This is a genomic window from Streptomyces sp. bgisy130 (genome assembly GCF_057708345.1).
This window is the reverse complement of record NZ_JBYISA010000027.1, coordinates 19,623-38,384: the sequence shown is the minus strand read 5'-3', so window position 1 is coordinate 38,384 and position 18,762 is coordinate 19,623. Positions and strand designations below refer to the sequence as shown.

Below are 18,762 nucleotides of genomic sequence, written 5' to 3'. Positions count from 1 at the left end.
CCCGCATGATCAGAGTGCTGCTGGCGGAGGACCAGTCGATGGTCCGCGAGGCGCTGGCCGCGCTGCTGTCGCTGGAGGACGACCTGGAGGTCGTGGCCCAGGCGGCGCGCGGCGACGAGGTCCTCCCCGCCGCGCGGGCGCACACGGTGGACGTCGCCCTCCTGGACATCGAGATGCCCGGAATGAACGGACTGGACGCGGCGGCCGCGCTGCGCGACGCCCTGCCCACGGTGAAGACCGTCATCCTCACCACCTTCGGCCGCCCCGGCTATCTGCGCCGCGCCATGGAGGCGGGCGCCGACGCCTTCCTGGTCAAGGACGCCCCGGCGGCCCGGCTCGCCGACGCGATACGGCGCGTGCTGCGCGGCGAGCGGGTCATCGACCCGGCGCTGGCGGCCGCCGCGCTCGCCGACGGCGCCAGCCCGCTGACCGGGCGCGAGCGCGAGGTGCTGCTGACGGCCGCCGACGGCGCCACCAATGCCGAGATCGCCGCCGCACTCCAGCTGTCCGCGGGCACGGTCCGCAACTACCTCTCCACCGCCATCCAGAAAACGGGCGCCCGCAACCGCGCCGAGGCGGTCCGCACGGCCCGCGACAAGGGCTGGCTGTAGCCCGGCGGGCGGCAGCCGGTCCCGCGCGCGCCGGGACCTTCGTCCCGGTGCGGTCTGCGGCGGAGTCTTGCAGGCTTGAAGTGTTATGCCTGCCGACCGATCCACCGAGCACCGCGTCTGGGCTCCCCTGCTGCTCATCCTGGTGATCCTCCTCGTCGCCGTGCTGGATGCGACGACCGGCCCGGAACTGCACATCTCGGCCTTCCTGGGCATCGCCCCGCTGTACGCCGCGCTGCGCTGCTCGTTCCGACGGACGCTCCTGGTGGCCGTCGTCTTCGTCGTCAGCCTGACCTACATCGACCTCTTCACGGTCCCCGACTGGGCCCCGGCCAGCCGGGTCGTCGGGATCTTCGGCGCCTTCCTGGTGGCCGTCTTCTCCCTGATGCTGTGCCGCACCCGCCTCCAGCGGGAGGCCCTGCACGCCCGGACCCGGCTGGTCGCCGACACCGTGCAGCGGGCGATGCTGCGCGAGCTGCCGCTCAGCGCCGGCGCGGTCGAGGCGTACGGCTTCTATGTCTCCGCCCAGGAGGGGGCCCGGGTCGGCGGGGACATCTACGAGGCCATCGACACCCCGCACGGCCTCCGGCTGATGATCGGCGACGTACAGGGCAAGGGCATGCCGGCGATCGGCGCGGGCGTCGAGGTGCTGGCGTCGTTCCGGGAGGCCGCGCAGTACCAGGAATCGCTGGAGTCGGTGGCCGAGCGCATGGAGCAGGCGCTGGTCCGGCACAACGCCCGCTCCGTCGAGCAGGGCGCCGACGAGCGCTTCGTCACGGCGCTGCTGCTGGAGATCCGCACCGCGGCCGGTTCACGGCAGGGGCGGGTGCTGTCCTGCGGCCACATCCCGTACTACCTGGTGCGCCACGGCGAGGTCACCGAGCGCCGGGACGGCGAGGGCGGCCTGCCGCTCGGCCTGGGCATGCTCGGCGGCGGGCCCCGGCACAGCGTCCGCATCCACCCCGACCCCGACGACTGGATCGTGCTGTGCACGGACGGGGTGACCGAGGCGCGCGGCAAGGACGGGGAGTTCTACCCCCTGGCCGAGCGGCTGGCCGGGTGGACGGACCTGGAGCCCCCGGAGCTGGCCCGCACCCTCCGGGCCGATCTGGAGCGCTTCACCGGCGGCGACCTCAAGGACGACGCGACCGCGCTGGTCGTCCGGCGCACCCCCGCCGCCACTCAGTTGAGCATGGCCCGTGCCGCCGCGGCCTGACGCCGTATCGCGAGCGCCCCGGCCGCGTCGACGGCCTCCACCACCCGGGCGTACTCCTCCAGCTCGGCCGCCCCGGCCAGGAACTCACCACGCTGGACGAGCAGTTGGGCACGCTCATGACGCAGCCGCGCCGGATGGCTCGGCAGCAGCAGCGACAGCTCCAGCGCCCACAGCTGCACCGCGCTGTGCTCCGGGCGGGCCTGCGCCCAGGCCCGGATGTTGTTGAGGATCCGCAGCACGATCTCCAGCGGATCGGCGGGCGTCATCATCTGCGCGCTCAGCGGCTCCCCGGTCGCCCCCGCGACCAGCAGCTCCGCGTCCTCGTCGGTGAGCGGCCGGCCGCCCGCGAACGGATCGGCCAGGACATGGCTGCCTGCGGGATCGCCGAAGCCGACGACGAAATGGCCCGGCAGCGCCACCCCGTACACCGGGGCCCCGGCCCGCCGGGCGACCTCCATCCACACCACCGACAGCAGGATCGGCAGGCCCCGGCGCCGCCGCAGCACCTCGTGCAGCAGTGAGGACTCCAGCCGCCGGTAGTCGGCGGGCGAGCCGCCGAAGCCGCACCGGGTGCCGAGCAGCTCGCTGAGATTGCGGGCCCAGGCCCCGGGGCCGCCGGCCGGGGCGTACGGGAGCAGCCCGGCCAGCCGGTCCAGCTCGATCTGCACCGCGTCACAGCCCGCCTCGTCCAGCGCGGGATCGGCCTCGGCGCCGATCAGCAGACACAGCAGCGCCAGATCGGGCCGCTCGGCCCGCGCGGCCTCGGCGAACTGCTGCCGCCGTGCGGCGCGGGCGCCGTCCCGCTCCGGCTCGGGTTCCTGGGGCATGTCGGTGAATGACCCCTTCAGCGCCGGCCGCCGGGCCGGGCACGCCGGTAGTGATAGCCGTGGTGCTCGGTGAAGCCCAGCCGGTCGTAGAACGCGAGAGCGTCCGCGTTGTCGGCCTCGACCTGGAGATACGCGGCCGAGGCGCCCTCTTCCAGGGCCCGCTCGGCGAGCGCCGCCATCACCAGCGTGGCCAGCCCCTGCCGCCGTGCGGCCGGTGCCACCTCCAGGGCCGCGAAGCCCGCCCAGCGCCCGTCGACGACCAGCCGTCCGATCGCCGCCGTCCCGCCGTCCGCGCCGCGCACCGTCGCGAACCACACCGACGGCCCGCCGGTCAGCACCTGCCGGGCGATCCGGGTGGCCTCCTCCGACGCGGCCGCCTCACCGGTCCGGTTGTACAGCGCCAGCCAGTCCGCGCCGGGCTCCCGCGAGAGCAGGGCGCGGGAGGTGTCGGCGTCGGTGTCGGCGAGCGGCGCCAGCGCCGCGATCCGGACGGTGGTGTACCGCTCGTCGGTCCAGCCGCGCTCCGCCAGCTCCGCGGCCAGCCGTTCATCGCTGTCGGCCAGCCCGGTGGCGACCACGATCACCGGCGGCAGACCACGCTCCTCATACCACTGGCCGATCCGCTCCAGCGCAGCTTCCAGCGGGACACCGGGGTCGCCGAGCGGCAGCACCGAATTGGCGCGGCGGGTGAATCCGCCGGATGCCCGCAGCGTCCACTCCCCGAGACGCGCCGTCTCCACGGCGGGCCAGCCGCGGGCCGCGACGGTCTGGAGCTCGCGGGCGGTGGCGGCGGGCCCGCGCCGGCGGGCCGGTTCCCCAGTGGACGGCCGCGCGGCCCCGTGCCGGGCGCCGGCCGGACGGTCGGGCACCACCTTGGCCGCCACCAGCGAGGACTCCTCGATCCGTACGGTCTCGCCGTTGCGCCGTGTGATGCTCAGCACACCTTGATCCCAGGATGTGAGAACGCCGACCGCGTCGGTGAACGCGGGAACCCCCGCACCGCCCCCGGTCAGACGCCGGACGGATACCCTTTTGCCCACGTCAGCACGGGTGATCCGGACCTCCGCGCGTCCGCCGGCCAGGAATTCCATCGCTCAAACCGCCCCTCTTGTTCGTCTCGCGCCCGGGAACGGAGATACTAGATGGCGGGCATCGACGACGCCGCGCTCCCGCGCGCCCAGCGGCGGTACTGCCAATCGGTCCGCCGGCCCTACCGAGGAGGAACGACAGCGTGACCTACGTCATCGCGCAGCCTTGTGTCGACGTCAAGGACAAGGCGTGCATCGAGGAGTGCCCGGTCGACTGCATCTACGAGGGCTCCCGGTCCTTGTACATCCACCCGGACGAATGCGTCGACTGTGGCGCCTGTGAACCGGTCTGCCCGGTCGAGGCGATCTTCTACGAGGACGACACCCCGGAGGAGTGGAAGGACTACTACAAGGCGAATGTGGAGTTCTTCGACGAGCTCGGTTCGCCCGGTGGCGCCAGCAAGCTCGGTCTGATCGAGCGGGACCACCCCTTCATCGCGGCCCTGCCGCCGCAGAACCAGTAACGACCCGAGGACCAAGGGGGAGCCTGCCCGCTCCCTCTTGCTCCCGTGTCGTGGGGGGCACCTCCAGCGTCAGCCACGGGAGGTCGACGGCGCCGCCCCGGTCCCGTACGGCCTGCCGCCGTACGGGACCGCAGCATTTTCCGCCGAGGGCCCCGCACCACCCGAGAAAGAGAGCACCGTGGGCGCAGCATCGTCATCCCGGCCCGAGTCGCTTCGCGACCGCCTTCCGGTATTCCCGTGGGACCGCCTGGAGCCGTATAAGGCCACCGCCGCCGCGCACACCGACGGCATCGTGGACCTGTCCGTCGGCACCCCGGTGGACCCGGTCCCCGCGCTGGTGCGGCAGGCGCTGACCGACGCGGCCGACAGCCCCGGCTACCCGACGGTGTGGGGCACGGCCGCGCTGCGGGACGCGCTCACCGGCTGGGCCGCCGAGCGGCTCGGCGCCCGGGGCCTGGAGCACACCAATGTGCTGCCGGTCGTCGGCTCCAAGGAGCTGGTGGCCTGGCTGCCCACCCAACTGGGCCTCGGCCCCGGCGACAAGGTCGGCTACCCCCGGCTGGCCTACCCGACCTACGAGGTCGGCGCCCGGCTGGCCGGCGCCGAGCCGGTCGTCTACGACGACCCCACCGAGCTGGACCCCAACGGTCTGAAGCTGCTCTGGCTGAACTCGCCGTCCAACCCCACCGGCCGGGTGCTGAGCGCCGACGAGCTGCGCCGCACCGTCGCCTGGGCGCGCGAGCACGGGGTGCTGGTCTTCAGCGACGAGTGCTACCTGGAACTGGGCTGGGAGGCCGACCCGGTCTCCGTGCTGCACCCGGACATCTGCGGCGGCTCCCACGACGGCCTCGTCGCCGTCCACTCGCTCTCCAAGCGCTCCAACCTGGCCGGCTACCGCTCCGCGTTCCTCGTCGGTGACGCCGCGGTCCTCGGCGACCTGCTACAGATCCGCAAGCACGGCGGCATGATGATCGCGGCGCCCGTGCAGGCCGCCACCGTCGCGGCGCTGGGCGACACCGCCCATGTCGCCGAGCAGCGTGCGCGCTACGCCCGCCGCCGCGCCGCGCTGCGCGGCGCCTTCGAGGCCGCCGGCTTCCGCATCGAGCACAGCGAGGCCGCGCTCTACCTCTGGGCGACCCGCGACGAACCCTGCTGGGACACCGTCGGCGACCTCGCCAAGCGCGGCATCCTCGTCGCCCCCGGCGAGTTCTACGGCCCGGCGGGGGAGCGGTTCGTACGGATCGCCTTCACCGCCACCGACGAGCGGGTGGACGCGGCGGTGCGCCGGCTGGCGGACTGAGCCGCGGCTGACCACGCGCAGGGGCCCGGGGAGAGTGAACTCCCCGGGCCCCTGCGTCGTACGGGCGGACCGCCGGTCAGCGGCCGCCGAGCGGCAGACCGCCGAGCAGGCCGGTGGCGGGCGCGAGCAGGCCCTTGGGCGAGCCGACGAGCCCCTTGGCGGCGTCGAGCGGCAGCGAGCTGGTCGAGACGCCCTTCTTGGCGATCGGGCGGGCCACGCCCTCCGCCTTGTCAACGGCGGCCTGGGTGAACGGCATGGCCTTCTTCACGACGGGGCCGGCGGTCTCGACGAGCGCCGGGGCGAGCTTCGTGGCGGCCTTGCTGCCGGCCGCGTTCACCAGGCCGACGCCGTCGCGCGCGGTGTGGTCGAGGGTCGCGCTGGTGTTCTGGGAGTCCAGGGGCGCCGTCAGTCCGCCGAGTGCCTTGGTGGGCAGCTCCGCAGCGCTCGCGGAGCCGGCCGCAGCGACCACGGGAGCGGCACCCGCTGCAACGAGCAGGGCGGCTCGGGCGATCCGACGCGTAACGGGGAGGGACATGGTGCTCCTTTTACGGAGAAGGACTCGTACTTCTGACAGATGTGCCATGTCCGCCTGGCGGACGCACTGACTACCGCGTCAGAACCCCGAAGGTTGCGGTGAACTCCGGTAAAGAGTTGGTAACGCGTCACATAATCGGCCCTGGATAAAGACGGGCAATATGTGCACACGCCGAGGTGCCGCGGAAACGTCACAGCCCTTTGCGTACAAGGGAATTGACGGAAGGCGTGCGCGGGATGCGGTCAACTCGCCTTCTGTGAAAGGGAATTGCTACCGGTGCCCCTTCCGGGCGACCGGGCAAACTATTGCGCGGTGACGATTCGCACATGGTGCGCGGCCACCGCGGAATCGTCCGGCTTCCGCTGCCAGCCCTTCCCCGCATCGTCCGCCTGCCACATCCGGCCGGCGTAAGAGATCTGTTCGATGCGCAGCTCGGCGGAGTGCGCCATCGCCCACATGGCCAGCTCCCAGCCGCGCCGCTCGGCATCGCCCGCGCCCACCGCACCGGACTGCCGCACCGGTATCGTCACGCCGCTCCCGCCGCCCGTGGCACGGCCCTTGCCGTCGCCCGTCCGCGGCAGCACCCCGGCGCCGAACTCCCGCACCAGCCGCTCCCGCAGCGCCGCGGCGCCACCCGCCTGCCCGTCCACCGGGCGGCTCTCCGTGCAGGTCATCGCGTCCCGGTCGCGGCCCGAGAGCGCGCCGGTCAGCCGAGCGGCGTTCGCCTCGTGCTTCGCGTACGCCTGCGGATAGCCGCTGCGCTGCACCTTCTGCGCAGCGACGGTCAGCGGCAGCCGGGAGTAGCCGGGCACCTTCGCCAGATGCCGGTAGAACTCCCCGGCCGAATAGACCGGATCCATGATCTGCTGCACGCTGCCCCAGTCCTGCGACGGCCGCTGCTGGAAGAGCCCGACCGAATCCCGGTCACCGAAGTCGATGTTGCGCAGCCCCGACTCCTGCATCGCGGTCGCCAGCGCGATCGTCACCGCCCGCTCCGACAGGCCGCGCGAGGACGCCACCGCCGAGATCGTCGCGGCGTTCGCGGCCTGCTCCGGGGACAGCTCGTAATCCTTCGCGTCCCCTTCGGCGCGCACCGTGCACTGCGGTGCTCCCGGGCCACCGGTCACGAACTGGACCACGAGATAGCCGGCCAGTCCGATCAGTACGGCGACGGCTGCGGCGGCACGCCACAGACGGGCGCGGCGGCGGGGGGCTGAGGGCTGTGCGGACACGGGCCCACCGTACTGGAGTGCTGCCGATAGGGTCGGATCCATGGAGCGCTCCACAGATCACCCCGCCCTCGACCTCTCGCTCGACGCCGCCGCGCTCACCGCGCAGCTCGTCGACTTCCCCTCCGAGAGCGGCAACGAGAAGGCCCTCGCCGACGCCGTCGAGCACGCGCTGCGCGCGCTCCCGCACCTGACCGTCGACCGCTACGGCAACAACGTCGTGGCCCGCACCGACCTGGGCCGCGCCGAGCGGGTGGTGCTCGCCGGACACCTCGACACCGTGCCGATCGCCGACAACGTCCCCTCCCGGCTGGACGAGAACGGCGTGCTCTGGGGGTGCGGCACCTGCGACATGAAGTCCGGGGTCGCCGTCCAGCTGCGGATGGCCGCCACCGTCCCGGCCCCCAACCGCGACCTGACCTTCGTCTTCTACGACAACGAAGAGGTCGCCGCGCACCTCAACGGCCTCGGCCATGTCGCCGACGCCCACCCCGACTGGCTCACCGGGGACTTCGCCGTCCTCCTGGAGCCGTCCGACGGCCAGGTGGAGGGCGGCTGCCAGGGCACCCTCCGGGTCCTGCTGCGCACCACCGGCGAGCGCGCCCACTCCGCCCGCAGCTGGATGGGCGCCAACGCGCTGCACGCCGCCGCCCCGATCCTGGCGAAGCTCGCCGCGTACGAACCGCGCCGCCCGGTCATCGACGGCCTCGAATACCGCGAGGGCCTCAACGCCGTACGCATCGAGGGCGGCGTCGCCAACAACGTCATCCCGGACGCCTGCACGGTCACCGTGAACTTCCGCTACGCACCGGACCGCACCCCCGACGAGGCGGTGGCCCACGTCCGCGAGGTCTTCGCGGACTGCCCGGTGGACGAGTTCGTCATCGACGACCACTCCCCGGGCGCACTGCCGGGGCTCGCCCACCCGGCGGCCAAGGCGTTCATGGAAGCCGTCGGCGGCACCGCGATGCCCAAGTTCGGCTGGACCGATGTCTCGCGCTTCAGCTCCCTGGGTGTCCCGGCCGTCAACTACGGCCCCGGCTACTCCCTGCTCGCGCACAAAAAGGACGAGCGGGTGGAAATCGACCGCATCCTGCACTGCGAGGAACGGCTGCGTGCCTGGCTGACGGCCTGACGCCCCCCGGGCCCGCCGCCGACCGCTCGCCTCCCCACCGAATTCCCCTGCTCTTCATGTCGGCGGATCTACGCTGAACAGGCAAACGATCTGCCAGCGGAGGGAGCACGACATGGCCAGTCCCGAGGGAGCACCGGTCCCTGAGGAGCAGCGGCTGGGTCCCGTACTGCGCCGCCAGGAGCAGGTACAGGCCGGCACCACCGACCAGCGGCTGCTGGACTCCGAAGGCCCCTCCGAGTGGGTGCACACCGATCCCTGGCGCGTGATGCGCATCCAGTCGGAGTTCGTGGAGGGCTTCGGCGCGCTGGCCGAGCTGGGTCCGGCCGTCAGCGTCTTCGGCTCGGCCCGTACGCCGCGTGACTCCATGGAGTACGACGCCGGGGTACGGATCGGCCGGGCCCTGGTCGACGCCGGCTTCGCGGTGATCACCGGCGGCGGCCCCGGCGCCATGGAGGCCGCCAACAAGGGCGCCAACGAGGCCGGTGGCACCTCCGTCGGGCTGGGCATCGAGCTGCCCTTCGAGCAGGGCATGAACGAGTATGTGAACCTCGGCGTCGACTTCCGCTACTTCTTCGTCCGCAAGACGTGCTTTGTGAAGTACGCCCGGGGCTTCGTGGTGCTCCCCGGCGGCCTCGGCACCCTCGACGAACTCTTCGAGGCGCTCACCCTCGTCCAGACCCGCAAGGTCACCCGCTTCCCGATCGTGCTGTTCGGCACGGCCTACTGGAGCGGCCTCGTCGACTGGCTGCGCGACACCCTCATCGCCCAGGGCAAGGCATCCATGCACGACCTGGAACTCTTCCACCTCAGCGACGACGTGGACGAGGCAATCGCCTTGGTGACTAAGGAGGTCGGGATCTAGGGGGCGGGGGGCCGGGCCTCGCGCCGAGTGGTGCGGCGCGGGCCCCGGGCTGAACGGGGTCGCCCGGGCTCCCGCCGACCGGCGAGGCCCGGGCCCCCCGACCGGCGAGGCCCGGGGGGAATGCCGCCGTCGCCAACGGGCGCTGCCCGGGAATGCGGGCGCCGGCCGGGCGCCGCCTGGAAATGCCCCTGCCGACCGGCCAGGCCCGGGAATTCCGCCGCCGGCCCCCGGCAGGCGCCCGGCCGGCGCCCGCCCCGGGAATACCCCCGCCCCCCATCCCGTTGTCGGCCCCGAGGGGGCTCACGCACCCCCTACGGCATCCGTTCGCACGAGCCCTAAGGGCCGTCTCCCTCAGGCCAGGCCCCGGCGGGCGACGGCCGGGGGCCGGTGGCCGGCGATCGAGGCCACCATGTCCAGCACCTGCCGGGTCTCGGCGACCTCGTGGACGCGGTAGACCCGGGCGCCCAGCCAGGCCGAGACGGCGGTGGTCGCGAGGGTGCCGAGGACCCGTTCCTTGACCGGCTTGTCGAGCGTCTCGCCGACGAAGTCCTTGTTGGACAGCGAGACCAGCACCGGGAAGGGCGTATCACCTGCTCCGGCGAAGCCGAGAGCTCGGGGATCGGCCTCCGCCATCTCGCCGAGCCGGCGGGTCGCCTCCAGGCTGTGCCGGGTGTTCTTCCCGAAGTCGTGCCCCGGGTCGATCATGATCGCGTCCCGCCGGACGCCCAACTCCACGGCCCGTTCGGCCAGTCCGAGCGTCACCCGAAGGATGTCCGCCATCACGTCGTCGTAGGTCACCCGGTGCGGCCGGGTCCGTGGTTCGGCGCCGCCCGCGTGGGTGCACACCAGGCCGACGTCATAGCGCGCGGCAACCTCGGCGAGCCGTGGATCGACGCCGCCCCAGGCGTCGTTGAGCAGATCCGCGCCGGCCTCGCACACCGCCTCGCCGACCTCGTGCCGCCAGGTGTCGACGCTGATCACCACATCGGGGAAGCGCTTGCGGACCTCGGAGACGAACCCGACCGTGCGGCGGGCCTCCTCCTCGGCGCTCACCTCCTCGCCGGGACCGGCCTTGACGCCGCCGATGTCGATGATCGCGGCACCGTCGGCCACCGCCTGTTCCACCCGGTCGAGGGCGGGCTCGTCACGGAACGTGGCGCCCTGGTCGTAGAACGAGTCCGGCGTCCTGTTGACGATCGCCATGATCACCGGCTCATGCGCGCCGAACTCGCGATTCCCCAGCCGCAGCATTCCCTGACTCCCTCTCCGTGGTCCGGGAGCGACCCTAACTGTCACACCCGCATGGCACGATCAGTGCAGGCACATAGTCCGGGGAGTTGGTCGTGTTCTGGTTCTTGCTGATCGCGATGGTCGTGGTGGTGGCCGCGGTCACGCTCGTGGTGGTCGGCGGCGGTGACGGCGGTGGGCTGCGGGATTCCGAGCCGGACCGGCTGCACGACCCGCTGCCGGAGGACCGCCCCGTGGCCCGCGCCGATGTCGCCGCCGTCCGCCTGCCGGTGACCGTCCGTGGCTATCGGATGACCGAAGTCGACGACGTCCTGGACCGGCTGGGCGCCGAACTCGCCGAGCGGGACGCCCGGATCGCCGAGCTGGAGGCCGCGCTGGCCGGGGCGCATGCCTCCGCCATGGGCGGCCCGGGGCTGATACAGGACGGCCCGCCGGTGCTCGGGCCGGTGCCGGAGACGGGGCCCGCCCCCGGGCGCGGCGACCGGAAATCCGCGGACGCACCCGAAGCGCCCGGTCAGCGGCCGGACGACGAGGAGCGGGCATGAGCGGCGTGGTGAGGGAACCGGACGGCATCCCGCGCTGCCCGTGGGGCCTGGAGTCGGCGCAGATGGCCGACTACCGCGCCTACCACGACACCGAATGGGGCCTGCCGGTCCATGGCGACGACGCCCTCTTCGAGCGGATGAGCCTGGAGGCGTTCCAGTCCGGGCTCTCCTGGATCACGATCCTGCGCCGCCGCCCCGGCTTCCGCGCCGCGTTCGCCGGCTTCCGGATCGCGGAGGTGGCGCGGTTCACGGACGCGGACGCCGAGCGGCTGCTCACCGACCCCGGCATCATCCGCAACCGCGCCAAGATCGCCGCGACGATCAACAACGCCAAGGTCGCCGCCGAGCTGGCCCCCGGCGAGCTCGACGACCTGATCTGGTCCTTCGCCCCCGCCCGGGCGGGCCGGCCGGTGCCGCGCACCGTCGACGACGTCCAGGCGACGACCCCGGAGTCCACGGCGCTCGCCAAGGACCTCAAGAAGCGCGGCTTCCGCTTCGTCGGCCCGACCACCGCCTACGCGATGATGCAGGCCTGCGGCCTCGTCAACGACCATCTGGCGGAGTGCCACGTCCGGGCGGCCGTGGAGGCGGCGGCCGGCTGACCCGGCCAGCCGGGCGGGGCCGGTCCCAGGGCGGTCAGCGCCCCAGGAAGACCGGCTTCTCCTTCTTCACGAACGCCTCGACCGCGATCCGGTGGTCCTCCGACGCCCCGGCCCGGCCCTGGAGTTCGTCCTCCTTGCCGAGGGTCTCGACGAGCGAGTGCCCCGCCCCGTAGGCCAGCGACTCCTTGAGCGCGGCATACGCGGCGGTCGGGCCCTGGGCCAGCCGGCGGGCGACGGCCGCGGCCTCCTCGGCCAGCTCCTCGGCCGGCACGACCTTGTTGGCGATCCCCAGCTCGTACGCCTCCTGGGCACCGACGTTGCGCGGGAAGAGCAGCAGGTCGGCGGCCCGGCCCTGGCCGATCAGCCGCGGCAGGGTCCAGGACATCCCGGAGTCGGCGGTCAGCGCGACCCCCGCGAAGGAGGTGTTGAAGGAGGCGGAGTCGGCGACCACGCGGTAGTCGGCGGCCATCGCGAAGCCCGCGCCGGCGCCCGCGGCGACCCCGTTGACGCCCGCCACCACGGGCTTGGGCATCTCGGTCAGCGCCGTCACGATGGGGTTGTAGTGCTCACGCACGGTGTTCATGGTCTTCCCGGAGCCGGTGGCCCGGTCCTCGGCCAGCAGGCCGATGTGCTCCTTGAGGTCCTGACCGACGCAGAAGGCGCGCCCGGTGGCGGTCAGCAGAACGGCGCGCACGGCGGAATCGGTGGCGGCCTCCTGGAGCGTGTCCCGCAGCAGGACCTTCGCCTCGATGTTCAGCGCGTTCATCGCGTCGGGGCGGTTGAGCGTGATCGTCGCGAGTCCGTCGGTCACGTCATAGAGCACGGTGTCGGCCATAGTGGGAGTCCCCTCCGTCGCGGCTCGGACTGCTCGGCAGCGGCAGTCAGCGCTCAGGATGCCGGAGATCATCGGGCATCGGCATGTGACGTACATCAAAGATTGCGGGCGCGCCGGGGGTCGGCGGGCGGAGAAGTATTGCAGTCAGCTCTCCGAATTGAGGGGGTTTGCGGGAGCGCGTTGCCGAAGGGATGCAGCCCGATGTTGGTCATCGGGTCGTTCGATGCGGGATAATGGCCTGGAAGCAATGTGTTCGATGCCGGTGACACGTGCCTATTCGGGCCGTCGGCTGAGATGAGCTGGTTTCAGGAAGGGGAACGAGCATGGCGGCCATGAAGCCGCGGACGGGCGACGGCCCGCTCGAGGTGACCAAGGAGGGGCGGGGCATCGTCATGCGTGTTCCGCTCGAAGGCGGCGGGCGGCTCGTCGTCGAGCTGACCCCCGACGAAGCCAAGGCCCTGGGTGAGGCCCTGGACAAGGTCACCGTCTGACAAGGGCGGCGCAACCGGCGGTTTCCCGGGGCTGGCCCCGGTATCCCCAGCCGAATTACCCCGGCCCCGGCATGTGGCGCGCAGTGAAGGCGCGCCGCGTGCCGGGGCCGTTTCGTCCCTCCGGAGCCGGGTGGGTCAACCGCGTTTGACGGCGCAGAGCAGTCCGTCGCCGACCGGCAACAGGGACGGCACGAGGGTCGTGCTCTCCCTTACGGCCCGCAGGAGTTCCCGCAGGCGCAGCACCTCCGCGGGCTGCACCGCCGAATCGACCGTACGGCCGTCCGCGAAGACGCCCTCGAAGCAGACCAGGCCGCCGGGGCGCAGCAGACGCAACGATTCAGCGAGGTACTCCAAGCACTCCATCAGGTCGCCGTCGCAGTACACGAGGTCGTATCCGCCGTCCGCGAGCCGGGGGAGTACGTCCAGGGCCCGGCCGGGGATGAAGCGGGCGCGGTTCCCGGCGAAGCCGGCCGCACGGAACGCCTGCTTGGCGAACGCCTGGCGCTCGGGTTCGAGGTCCACGGTGGTCAGCACCCCGTCGGGCCGCATGCCGTGCAGGAGGTAGATGCCCGACACGCCCGTGCCGGTGCCGATCTCGGCGACCGCCTTGGCGTCCACGGCGGCGGCGAGCAGACGGAGGGCCGAGCCGGTGCCGGTGGTCACCGTGCGGATTCCGGCTTCCCGTGCGCGGTCACGGGACCAGTGCAGGGCGGCCTCGGCGCTGTCGTCGATGGTCCCGGCGCCGTACGCCTCGGCGAATGCCAAGCTCGTCTGCCGGTTGCCGGTAATGGCCCTCTCCTGTCCCCGTAGTTGACGCAACCGTGACTGTATCCGCTGCGTGCGGGAACCCGCAGATGGGACTGGACGTTAAGGAGGGGTAGCGGGATGACGGGGGGATGCACGGTGAAGACCGCGCGAGACGAGAAGCAGGACCAAATGCAGGTCAAAACTGCTTATCCGGAGCTAACGGGCGAGGTGGATATGGTAGGGGCTCTACTGGACACCACCAGAGCCACCAGGGGAGGTGCGGCTGCGGCGGGTGACCGAGGGGTGCTGAGGCGCTTGAAGAGGTCGTTCGCCGAGCCGAAATCCGTGACAAACACTGCTGACCGTTTCCGCCCCCACGGCCCGAAGGGCATGGGAGGGGCCTCCGACTCCGCGACCACCGCGACCTTTGCCGCAGACGCGGATGCGCAGGCGTGGACTCCGCCCAGCTGGGAGGAGATCGTCAGCACCCACAGTGCACGGGTCTACCGCCTCGCCTACCGCCTCACCGGCAATCAACACGACGCCGAGGACCTCACCCAGGAGGTGTTCGTCCGCGTCTTCCGTTCGCTGTCGACGTACACCCCCGGCACCTTCGAGGGCTGGCTGCACCGCATCACGACCAACCTCTTCCTGGACATGGTCCGGCGCCGTCAGCGTATTCGCTTCGACGCGCTCGGTGACGACGCGGCCGAGCGGCTCCCCAGCCGCGAGCCCTCCCCGCAGCAGCACTTCAACGACACCCACTTCGACGCCGATGTGCAGCAGGCGCTGGACACCCTGGCGCCGGAGTTCCGCGCCGCGGTCGTGCTGTGCGACATCGAGGGCCTGTCCTACGAGGAGATCGCCGCGACGCTCGGCGTCAAGCTGGGCACGGTCCGCAGCCGGATCCACCGTGGCCGCTCCCATCTGCGCAAGTCCCTCAAGCACCGGGCCCCGGCCACCCGCGCCGAAGAGCGCGAGCAGCGGCGCTCGCTGGCCGTGGTGCCCTCGCAGGAGGTCGGAATCGCGTGAGCGGCAACGGCGGTCCGTCCCCCGCCGAGCAGCATCTCGGCGACCGCCTTGCGGCCCTGGTCGACGGCGAGTTGGGGCATGACGCGCGCGAGCGGGTGCTCGCGCACCTTGCGACCTGCGGTAAATGCAAGGCGGAGGCCGACGCCCAGCGTCGGCTGAAAAACGTCTTCGCCCAGGCGGCACCCCCCGGGCCGTCCGAGGGCCTGCTGGCACGTCTCCAGCAATTGCCCGGCGGCGACCCCGACGGGCCCGGCAGCCGGCTCGGCAACGGCGCCCTCGGACGCGGCGAATTCGCCGGCGGTGGCGGCGCCTTCCGCTATGTCCCCTCCGGCGGTCACTCCGGCCATGCCATGGCGGCGCTGCCCACCCAGCGCGGCCGCGGCTTCCGGGTGCACGAGGTCGACCGTCCCGCACAGCGGCGGCGGTTCGCCTTCGCGGCGGCCGGTGCGGTCTCCCTCGCGGCCTTCGCGCTGGGTGGCGCCCTCCCGCTGGAAGCGGCCGTCGACCTGCCCGGCGGACGCGTCGACGGCGGCGGCACGACCGTCACCCCGCTCAGCGTCAGCCCGGCCGCCGACAGCGGTTCCTTGCTCCGCGGCGCGGAGTTCGCCGCCAGGAACTCCGCCGGCCGGCAGCCGTCCGGCGGCCCGACCCTGGCCCCGGCCCCCAGCGCCATGGCCCTGTACGCCCCCGGTGCGGCGCCCCCCGCCCCCTATGCGTCGGCACCCGCATCCGCGCCGGCCGGTCGCTTCGGCCTCTCGCCGCTGATAGCCGGCAGCGGCCCGGCGTCGCCGTATCACCTCGCGCCGCTGACCACCGCCACCGGCAACTCCCCGCTGCGGAAGAACCCGCCGGCGCTCCCGCCGCTGGAGCCCAAGCGTCCGCTGATCGGCTCCGCGGCCGCGGCGGGCCCCTCCGCCAAGGGCGGAGCCCCTGCCCCACGCTGACCGTCCCCTGCGCGGCCCCACACGGAACTGGTTGAATCCCTGTGGGGCGGCGCACCCCTGACCGGGCGCGTCCGCGAGGTGGTGGTGGCCCGCGCACGACGCGGGCGAACTCTGGGGAGAGCATGGACGACGGTAAGGCCGCCGGGTCGAAGCTGAAGTGGTGGAGCCGTCCGGGAAGCAGCGCGGGCACGGAACCCTCCGCCGAGGCCGTCCCGCAGACGGCGCCGCCCGCCGGCAGCCCGTCGGACGGGACGCGGACCGAGAGCTCCGGCACGTCCGACGTGCACCAGAGCGGCGAGGACTGGGTGGTGCGTCCGCCGGAGCGTGGGGACGCACCGGGCGCGGCGCCGGGCTCGTCGGCCGGATCCGGGCCGTACGGTGCCACGGTGGCTGACGGCGCCACGGTGACCGACGCGGCCGAGGCCGTGACCGCCCGGCTGCCCCACGTGCCGGGCACGTCCGCCGGGCAGCCGGAGGAGGACTGGACCGTGCGTCCGCCGGAGCCGCGGAACGGCGCGGCGGCGCCCGGGTCGCCCGGAGCCGCCGGGACGGCCGAAGTGGCCGGTCCCGCCGACGAGTTGACGGTGGCGCCGGGCGTGACCGCCGCCGGGGCCGGATCGAACCAGGAGACCGCCGCGACCGTGGACGGCCGGGCCGGCGGTGCGCGCCCGGAGCCGGGGACCGTGACGCTCGGGCGGGTGCGCGAGGCCGCACCGGACGAGGCTGCTCCGGTTGCCCGGACCGCCCCGGCGACGGTGACACTGGGGCAGGTGCGCGAGGACGTACGGGACGGGGCCGGTCTGCCTGCCCGGACCCCGGACGGGCCGGACACCACGGCCACGGTGGCCACAACGGCGGCACCCGGTACCGCGGCCACGTCGGCCACCGTTGCCGCACCCGCACCCGCACCCGCAACCTCGGCTTCGACGGCCACCCCGCCCGCCGCCCCCGAAGCCGGTGCGGCGTCGCCCGTGGCGCCCGCACCTGCCGAGATCCCGGCCGCCGCGGCCACGACGGCCGCACCCGCCACCACGGCCACCCCCCTGGCCCCCACCCCCATACCGCCCGCCGCCCCCGCACCGACCGAGCCCCCCGCCGCCGCGCCCCAGCAGCCCCTGCACGCCGAGGACCCGTACGGCACACCTCCCTACGGCGGTCCCGGGCCCTGGGCGCCCGCGCCGCCCGTGCAGCGGCCGATGGCGACCCCCGCACAGGGCACGGTGCTTCCGCCGCAGGCCGGGCCGCTGCCCCCGTACGGTGCCCCGGCCGTCCCGCAGCCCGCGATGCCCGCCGCGGCCTACCCGGGCTCGCCGCAGTCACCCGCGCCCGCCGCACCGTCTGGCACCAGCGGCGAGGGCTCGCCGCTCGCACCGGGCGCCGAGCAGCCGCACCCGGCCGGGGCGGCAGACGCCGCACACCCCCGGCCCGCCGCCGACCCTGCCGTGCCCCACCGGCCGGGTCTCCAGAAGACCGGCGCTCCGCAGCCCGCCTCCGGGCAGACCGCCGTCCCGCAGCCCGCTCCCGGACAGACCGCCGCCCCCGGAGCCACCGGCTCACAGAGCGCATCCATGGACACCGCGGCCGGCCCGGCCGCCGGACCCGACGCGCCGCCCGAAGGCACGGACGGCGCCTTCATCCCCCACCCTGGCGACGGCGGCCCCCGCCCGGCCCCGGCGACCGCGCCCCACGCGTCCGCCCCACAGCCCGGCCCCACCGGCCCCCACCCGGCCCCGGCACCCGCACCCCACGCCCCCGGCCCACACCCCGGCCCGACCCCCACCCCCAACCACACGCCGACCCCCCACCCCACCCCCACCCCCCAAGCCGCCTGGCACCAATACGACCCCTGGCGTGCGCCGTTGCAGGGCGAACCGCCCGCGCCGATGGCCGGGCGGCGTCGGCGGCGGGGGCCGCTGGTCGTCGGCGCGGTGGCGCTCGCCCTGCTCGCGGGGGGTGTCGGCGGGGGCATCGGTGCGTATGTCGAGCGCTACGGCGGGCTCAGTGACATCAAGCTTTCGCAGTCCGGGGCCGATGAGGGGGGCCGTAAGCCCGACAGCGTGGCCGGGATCGCGCAGACCGCGCTGCCGGGGGTGGTGACCCTGCACGTGCGGGGCAGCGCCGAGCAGGGGACCGGCACCGGCTTCGTCCTCGATCACCAGGGGCACATCCTCACCAACAACCACGTGGTCGAACCGGCCGGCAGCGGTGGCGAGATCTCGGTGACCTTCAGCGGCGGCCAGACGGCCAAGGCCAAGGTCGTCGGGCGGGACGGCGGCTACGACCTCGCCGTCGTCCAGGTGGAGGGGGTGGCGGGGCTGCGGCAGCTCACGCTCGGCAACTCCGACTCGGTGCGGGTCGGCGACCCGGTGGTGGCGATCGGCGCACCGTTCGACCTCGCCAACACCGTCACGGCCGGGATCATCAGCGCCAAGCAGCGCCCGATCACCGCGGGCGGCCGGAAGGGCGACGGCAGCGATGTGTCGTATGTGGATGCCCTTCAGACCGATGCCCCCATCAACCCGGGTAACTCCGGCGGTCCGCTGGTGGACGCCAAGGCGCGGGTAATCGGCATCAACAGCGCCATCCGCGCGGCCGACAGCGGCGGCGGCCCGGACGGCGACAGCCAGGGCCAGGGCGGCAGCATAGGGCTGGGCTTCGCCATACCCATCAACCAGGCCAAGCGGGTGGCCGAGGAGCTGATCAACACCGGCCGGGCGACACACCCGGTGATCGGCGTGACGCTGGAGATGGAGTACGCGGGCGACGGGGCGCGGGTCAGTGAGGGCGGCAAGGACGGCCGGCAGCCGGTCCTCCCGGGCGGCCCTGGCGCCAAGGCCGGGATCAAGGCCGGCGATGTGATCACCAAGGTCGACGGTGCCCCCGTGCACAGCGGCGAGGAGCTGATCGTCAAGATCCGCAGCCACCGGCCCGGCGACACGCTGGTGCTGACCGTCCAGAGGGGCGGTAAGGAGCGGTCCGTCCGGCTCAGCCTGGGCTCCTCCAGTACGGGCTGATCGTTTGCACTGTGTTGGTACGGGTGACTCCCGTCCGACG

At 73.4% G+C, this 18,762-nt stretch carries 19 protein-coding genes; 12 read left to right on the top strand and 7 right to left on the bottom strand.

The genetic code is table 11. The annotated features are described in order from the left end of the window. Window positions 1-5: 5 nt before the first annotated feature. Entirely contained in the window at window positions 6-611 is a 606-nt protein-coding gene (locus AC3EUV_RS28055; protein ID WP_435604154.1) for a response regulator transcription factor, read from the top strand. 85 nt (window positions 612-696) lie between these two features. Further along, window positions 697-1,824 (top strand): PP2C family protein-serine/threonine phosphatase, encoded by a 1,128-nt coding sequence (locus AC3EUV_RS28050; protein WP_432145431.1) that lies wholly within the window; start codon window positions 697-699, stop codon window positions 1,822-1,824. On the opposite strand, the gene AC3EUV_RS28045 is transcribed toward AC3EUV_RS28050, so the two are convergent. Together AC3EUV_RS28045 and AC3EUV_RS28040 are read right to left on the bottom strand one after the other, a co-directional pair. Continuing rightward, window positions 1,791-2,651, bottom strand: coding sequence for a transglutaminase family protein (locus AC3EUV_RS28045; protein ID WP_432145430.1), 861 nt, complete (start codon window positions 2,649-2,651; stop codon window positions 1,791-1,793). The genes AC3EUV_RS28050 and AC3EUV_RS28045 overlap by 34 nt on opposite strands. Window positions 2,652-2,668: 17 nt before the next feature. After that, window positions 2,669-3,742 carry a GNAT family N-acetyltransferase gene (locus AC3EUV_RS28040; protein ID WP_435604153.1) on the bottom strand — a complete coding sequence of 358 codons (1,074 nt, stop codon included), beginning with the start codon at window positions 3,740-3,742 and terminating at the stop codon, window positions 2,669-2,671. A gap of 140 nt (window positions 3,743-3,882) precedes the next feature. On the opposite strand from AC3EUV_RS28040, the gene fdxA reads away from it, so the two are divergent. Continuing rightward, on the top strand, window positions 3,883-4,203 hold the full coding sequence (gene fdxA / locus AC3EUV_RS28035; protein ID WP_018089397.1) for a ferredoxin: 321 nt from the start codon (window positions 3,883-3,885) through the stop codon (window positions 4,201-4,203). Window positions 4,204-4,381: 178 nt separating this feature from the next. Beyond that, window positions 4,382-5,503, top strand: a complete 1,122-nt coding sequence (dapC, locus tag AC3EUV_RS28030) for a succinyldiaminopimelate transaminase (protein ID WP_432145428.1) — start codon at window positions 4,382-4,384, stop codon at window positions 5,501-5,503. 76 nt (window positions 5,504-5,579) lie between these two features. Here dapC and AC3EUV_RS28025 read toward each other — a convergent pair whose 3' ends face one another. Beyond that, entirely contained in the window at window positions 5,580-6,038 is a 459-nt protein-coding gene (locus AC3EUV_RS28025; protein ID WP_432145427.1) for an ATP-binding protein, read from the bottom strand. Between the two features lie 302 nt (window positions 6,039-6,340). Then, a complete protein-coding gene (locus tag AC3EUV_RS28020) occupies window positions 6,341-7,270 on the bottom strand; it encodes a VldE C-terminal domain-containing protein (protein WP_432145426.1) in 930 nt (309 codons plus the stop codon). Window positions 7,271-7,310: 40 nt separating this feature from the next. On the opposite strand from AC3EUV_RS28020, the gene dapE reads away from it, so the two are divergent. Both dapE and AC3EUV_RS28010 read left to right on the top strand, forming a co-directional pair. After that, on the top strand, window positions 7,311-8,402 hold the full coding sequence (gene dapE, locus AC3EUV_RS28015; protein WP_432145425.1) for a succinyl-diaminopimelate desuccinylase: 1,092 nt from the start codon (window positions 7,311-7,313) through the stop codon (window positions 8,400-8,402). Between the two features lie 112 nt (window positions 8,403-8,514). Continuing rightward, window positions 8,515-9,264, top strand: coding sequence for an LOG family protein (locus AC3EUV_RS28010; RefSeq protein WP_435604152.1), 750 nt, complete (start codon window positions 8,515-8,517; stop codon window positions 9,262-9,264). A gap of 351 nt (window positions 9,265-9,615) precedes the next feature. Here AC3EUV_RS28010 and folP read toward each other — a convergent pair whose 3' ends face one another. Continuing rightward, entirely contained in the window at window positions 9,616-10,515 is a 900-nt protein-coding gene (gene folP, locus AC3EUV_RS28005; protein WP_432145423.1) for a dihydropteroate synthase, read from the bottom strand. Window positions 10,516-10,607: 92 nt separating this feature from the next. Between folP and AC3EUV_RS28000 the strand changes: the two genes are divergently transcribed. Together AC3EUV_RS28000 and AC3EUV_RS27995 are read left to right on the top strand one after the other, a co-directional pair. Continuing rightward, window positions 10,608-11,057 (top strand): DivIVA domain-containing protein, encoded by a 450-nt coding sequence (locus tag AC3EUV_RS28000; protein WP_435604151.1) that lies wholly within the window; start codon window positions 10,608-10,610, stop codon window positions 11,055-11,057. Then, window positions 11,054-11,659, top strand: coding sequence for a DNA-3-methyladenine glycosylase I (locus AC3EUV_RS27995; protein ID WP_432145421.1), 606 nt, complete (start codon window positions 11,054-11,056; stop codon window positions 11,657-11,659). The genes AC3EUV_RS28000 and AC3EUV_RS27995 overlap by 4 nt, the downstream gene beginning before the upstream one ends. A gap of 34 nt (window positions 11,660-11,693) precedes the next feature. Here AC3EUV_RS27995 and chcB read toward each other — a convergent pair whose 3' ends face one another. Further along, a complete protein-coding gene (gene chcB, locus AC3EUV_RS27990; protein ID WP_432145420.1) occupies window positions 11,694-12,494 on the bottom strand; it encodes a 2-cyclohexenylcarbonyl CoA isomerase in 801 nt (266 codons plus the stop codon). Window positions 12,495-12,817: 323 nt separating this feature from the next. Here chcB and AC3EUV_RS27985 point away from each other — a divergent pair, with 323 nt between their 5' ends. Further along, a complete protein-coding gene (locus AC3EUV_RS27985; RefSeq protein ID WP_006603288.1) occupies window positions 12,818-12,985 on the top strand; it encodes a DUF3117 domain-containing protein in 168 nt (55 codons plus the stop codon). A 135-nt stretch (window positions 12,986-13,120) separates the two neighbouring features. On the opposite strand, the gene AC3EUV_RS27980 is transcribed toward AC3EUV_RS27985, so the two are convergent. Continuing rightward, window positions 13,121-13,804, bottom strand: coding sequence for an O-methyltransferase (locus tag AC3EUV_RS27980; RefSeq protein WP_042148253.1), 684 nt, complete (start codon window positions 13,802-13,804; stop codon window positions 13,121-13,123). 273 nt (window positions 13,805-14,077) lie between these two features. Here AC3EUV_RS27980 and sigE point away from each other — a divergent pair, with 273 nt between their 5' ends. The 3 genes from sigE (at window position 14,078) to AC3EUV_RS27965 (ending at window position 18,722) form a co-directional block, all read left to right on the top strand. Beyond that, a complete protein-coding gene (gene sigE, locus AC3EUV_RS27975; RefSeq protein WP_387245006.1) occupies window positions 14,078-14,764 on the top strand; it encodes an RNA polymerase sigma factor SigE in 687 nt (228 codons plus the stop codon). Continuing rightward, window positions 14,761-15,708, top strand: coding sequence for an anti-sigma factor family protein (locus AC3EUV_RS27970; protein WP_432145419.1), 948 nt, complete (start codon window positions 14,761-14,763; stop codon window positions 15,706-15,708). Before sigE ends, AC3EUV_RS27970 begins: the two co-directional genes overlap by 4 nt. Before the next feature lie 1,283 nt (window positions 15,709-16,991). Then, the gene (locus tag AC3EUV_RS27965; protein ID WP_435604168.1) at window positions 16,992-18,722 is read left to right on the top strand and encodes a S1C family serine protease; all 1,731 of its coding nucleotides are present in this window, start codon (window positions 16,992-16,994) and stop codon (window positions 18,720-18,722) included. Window positions 18,723-18,762 lie beyond the last annotated feature (40 nt).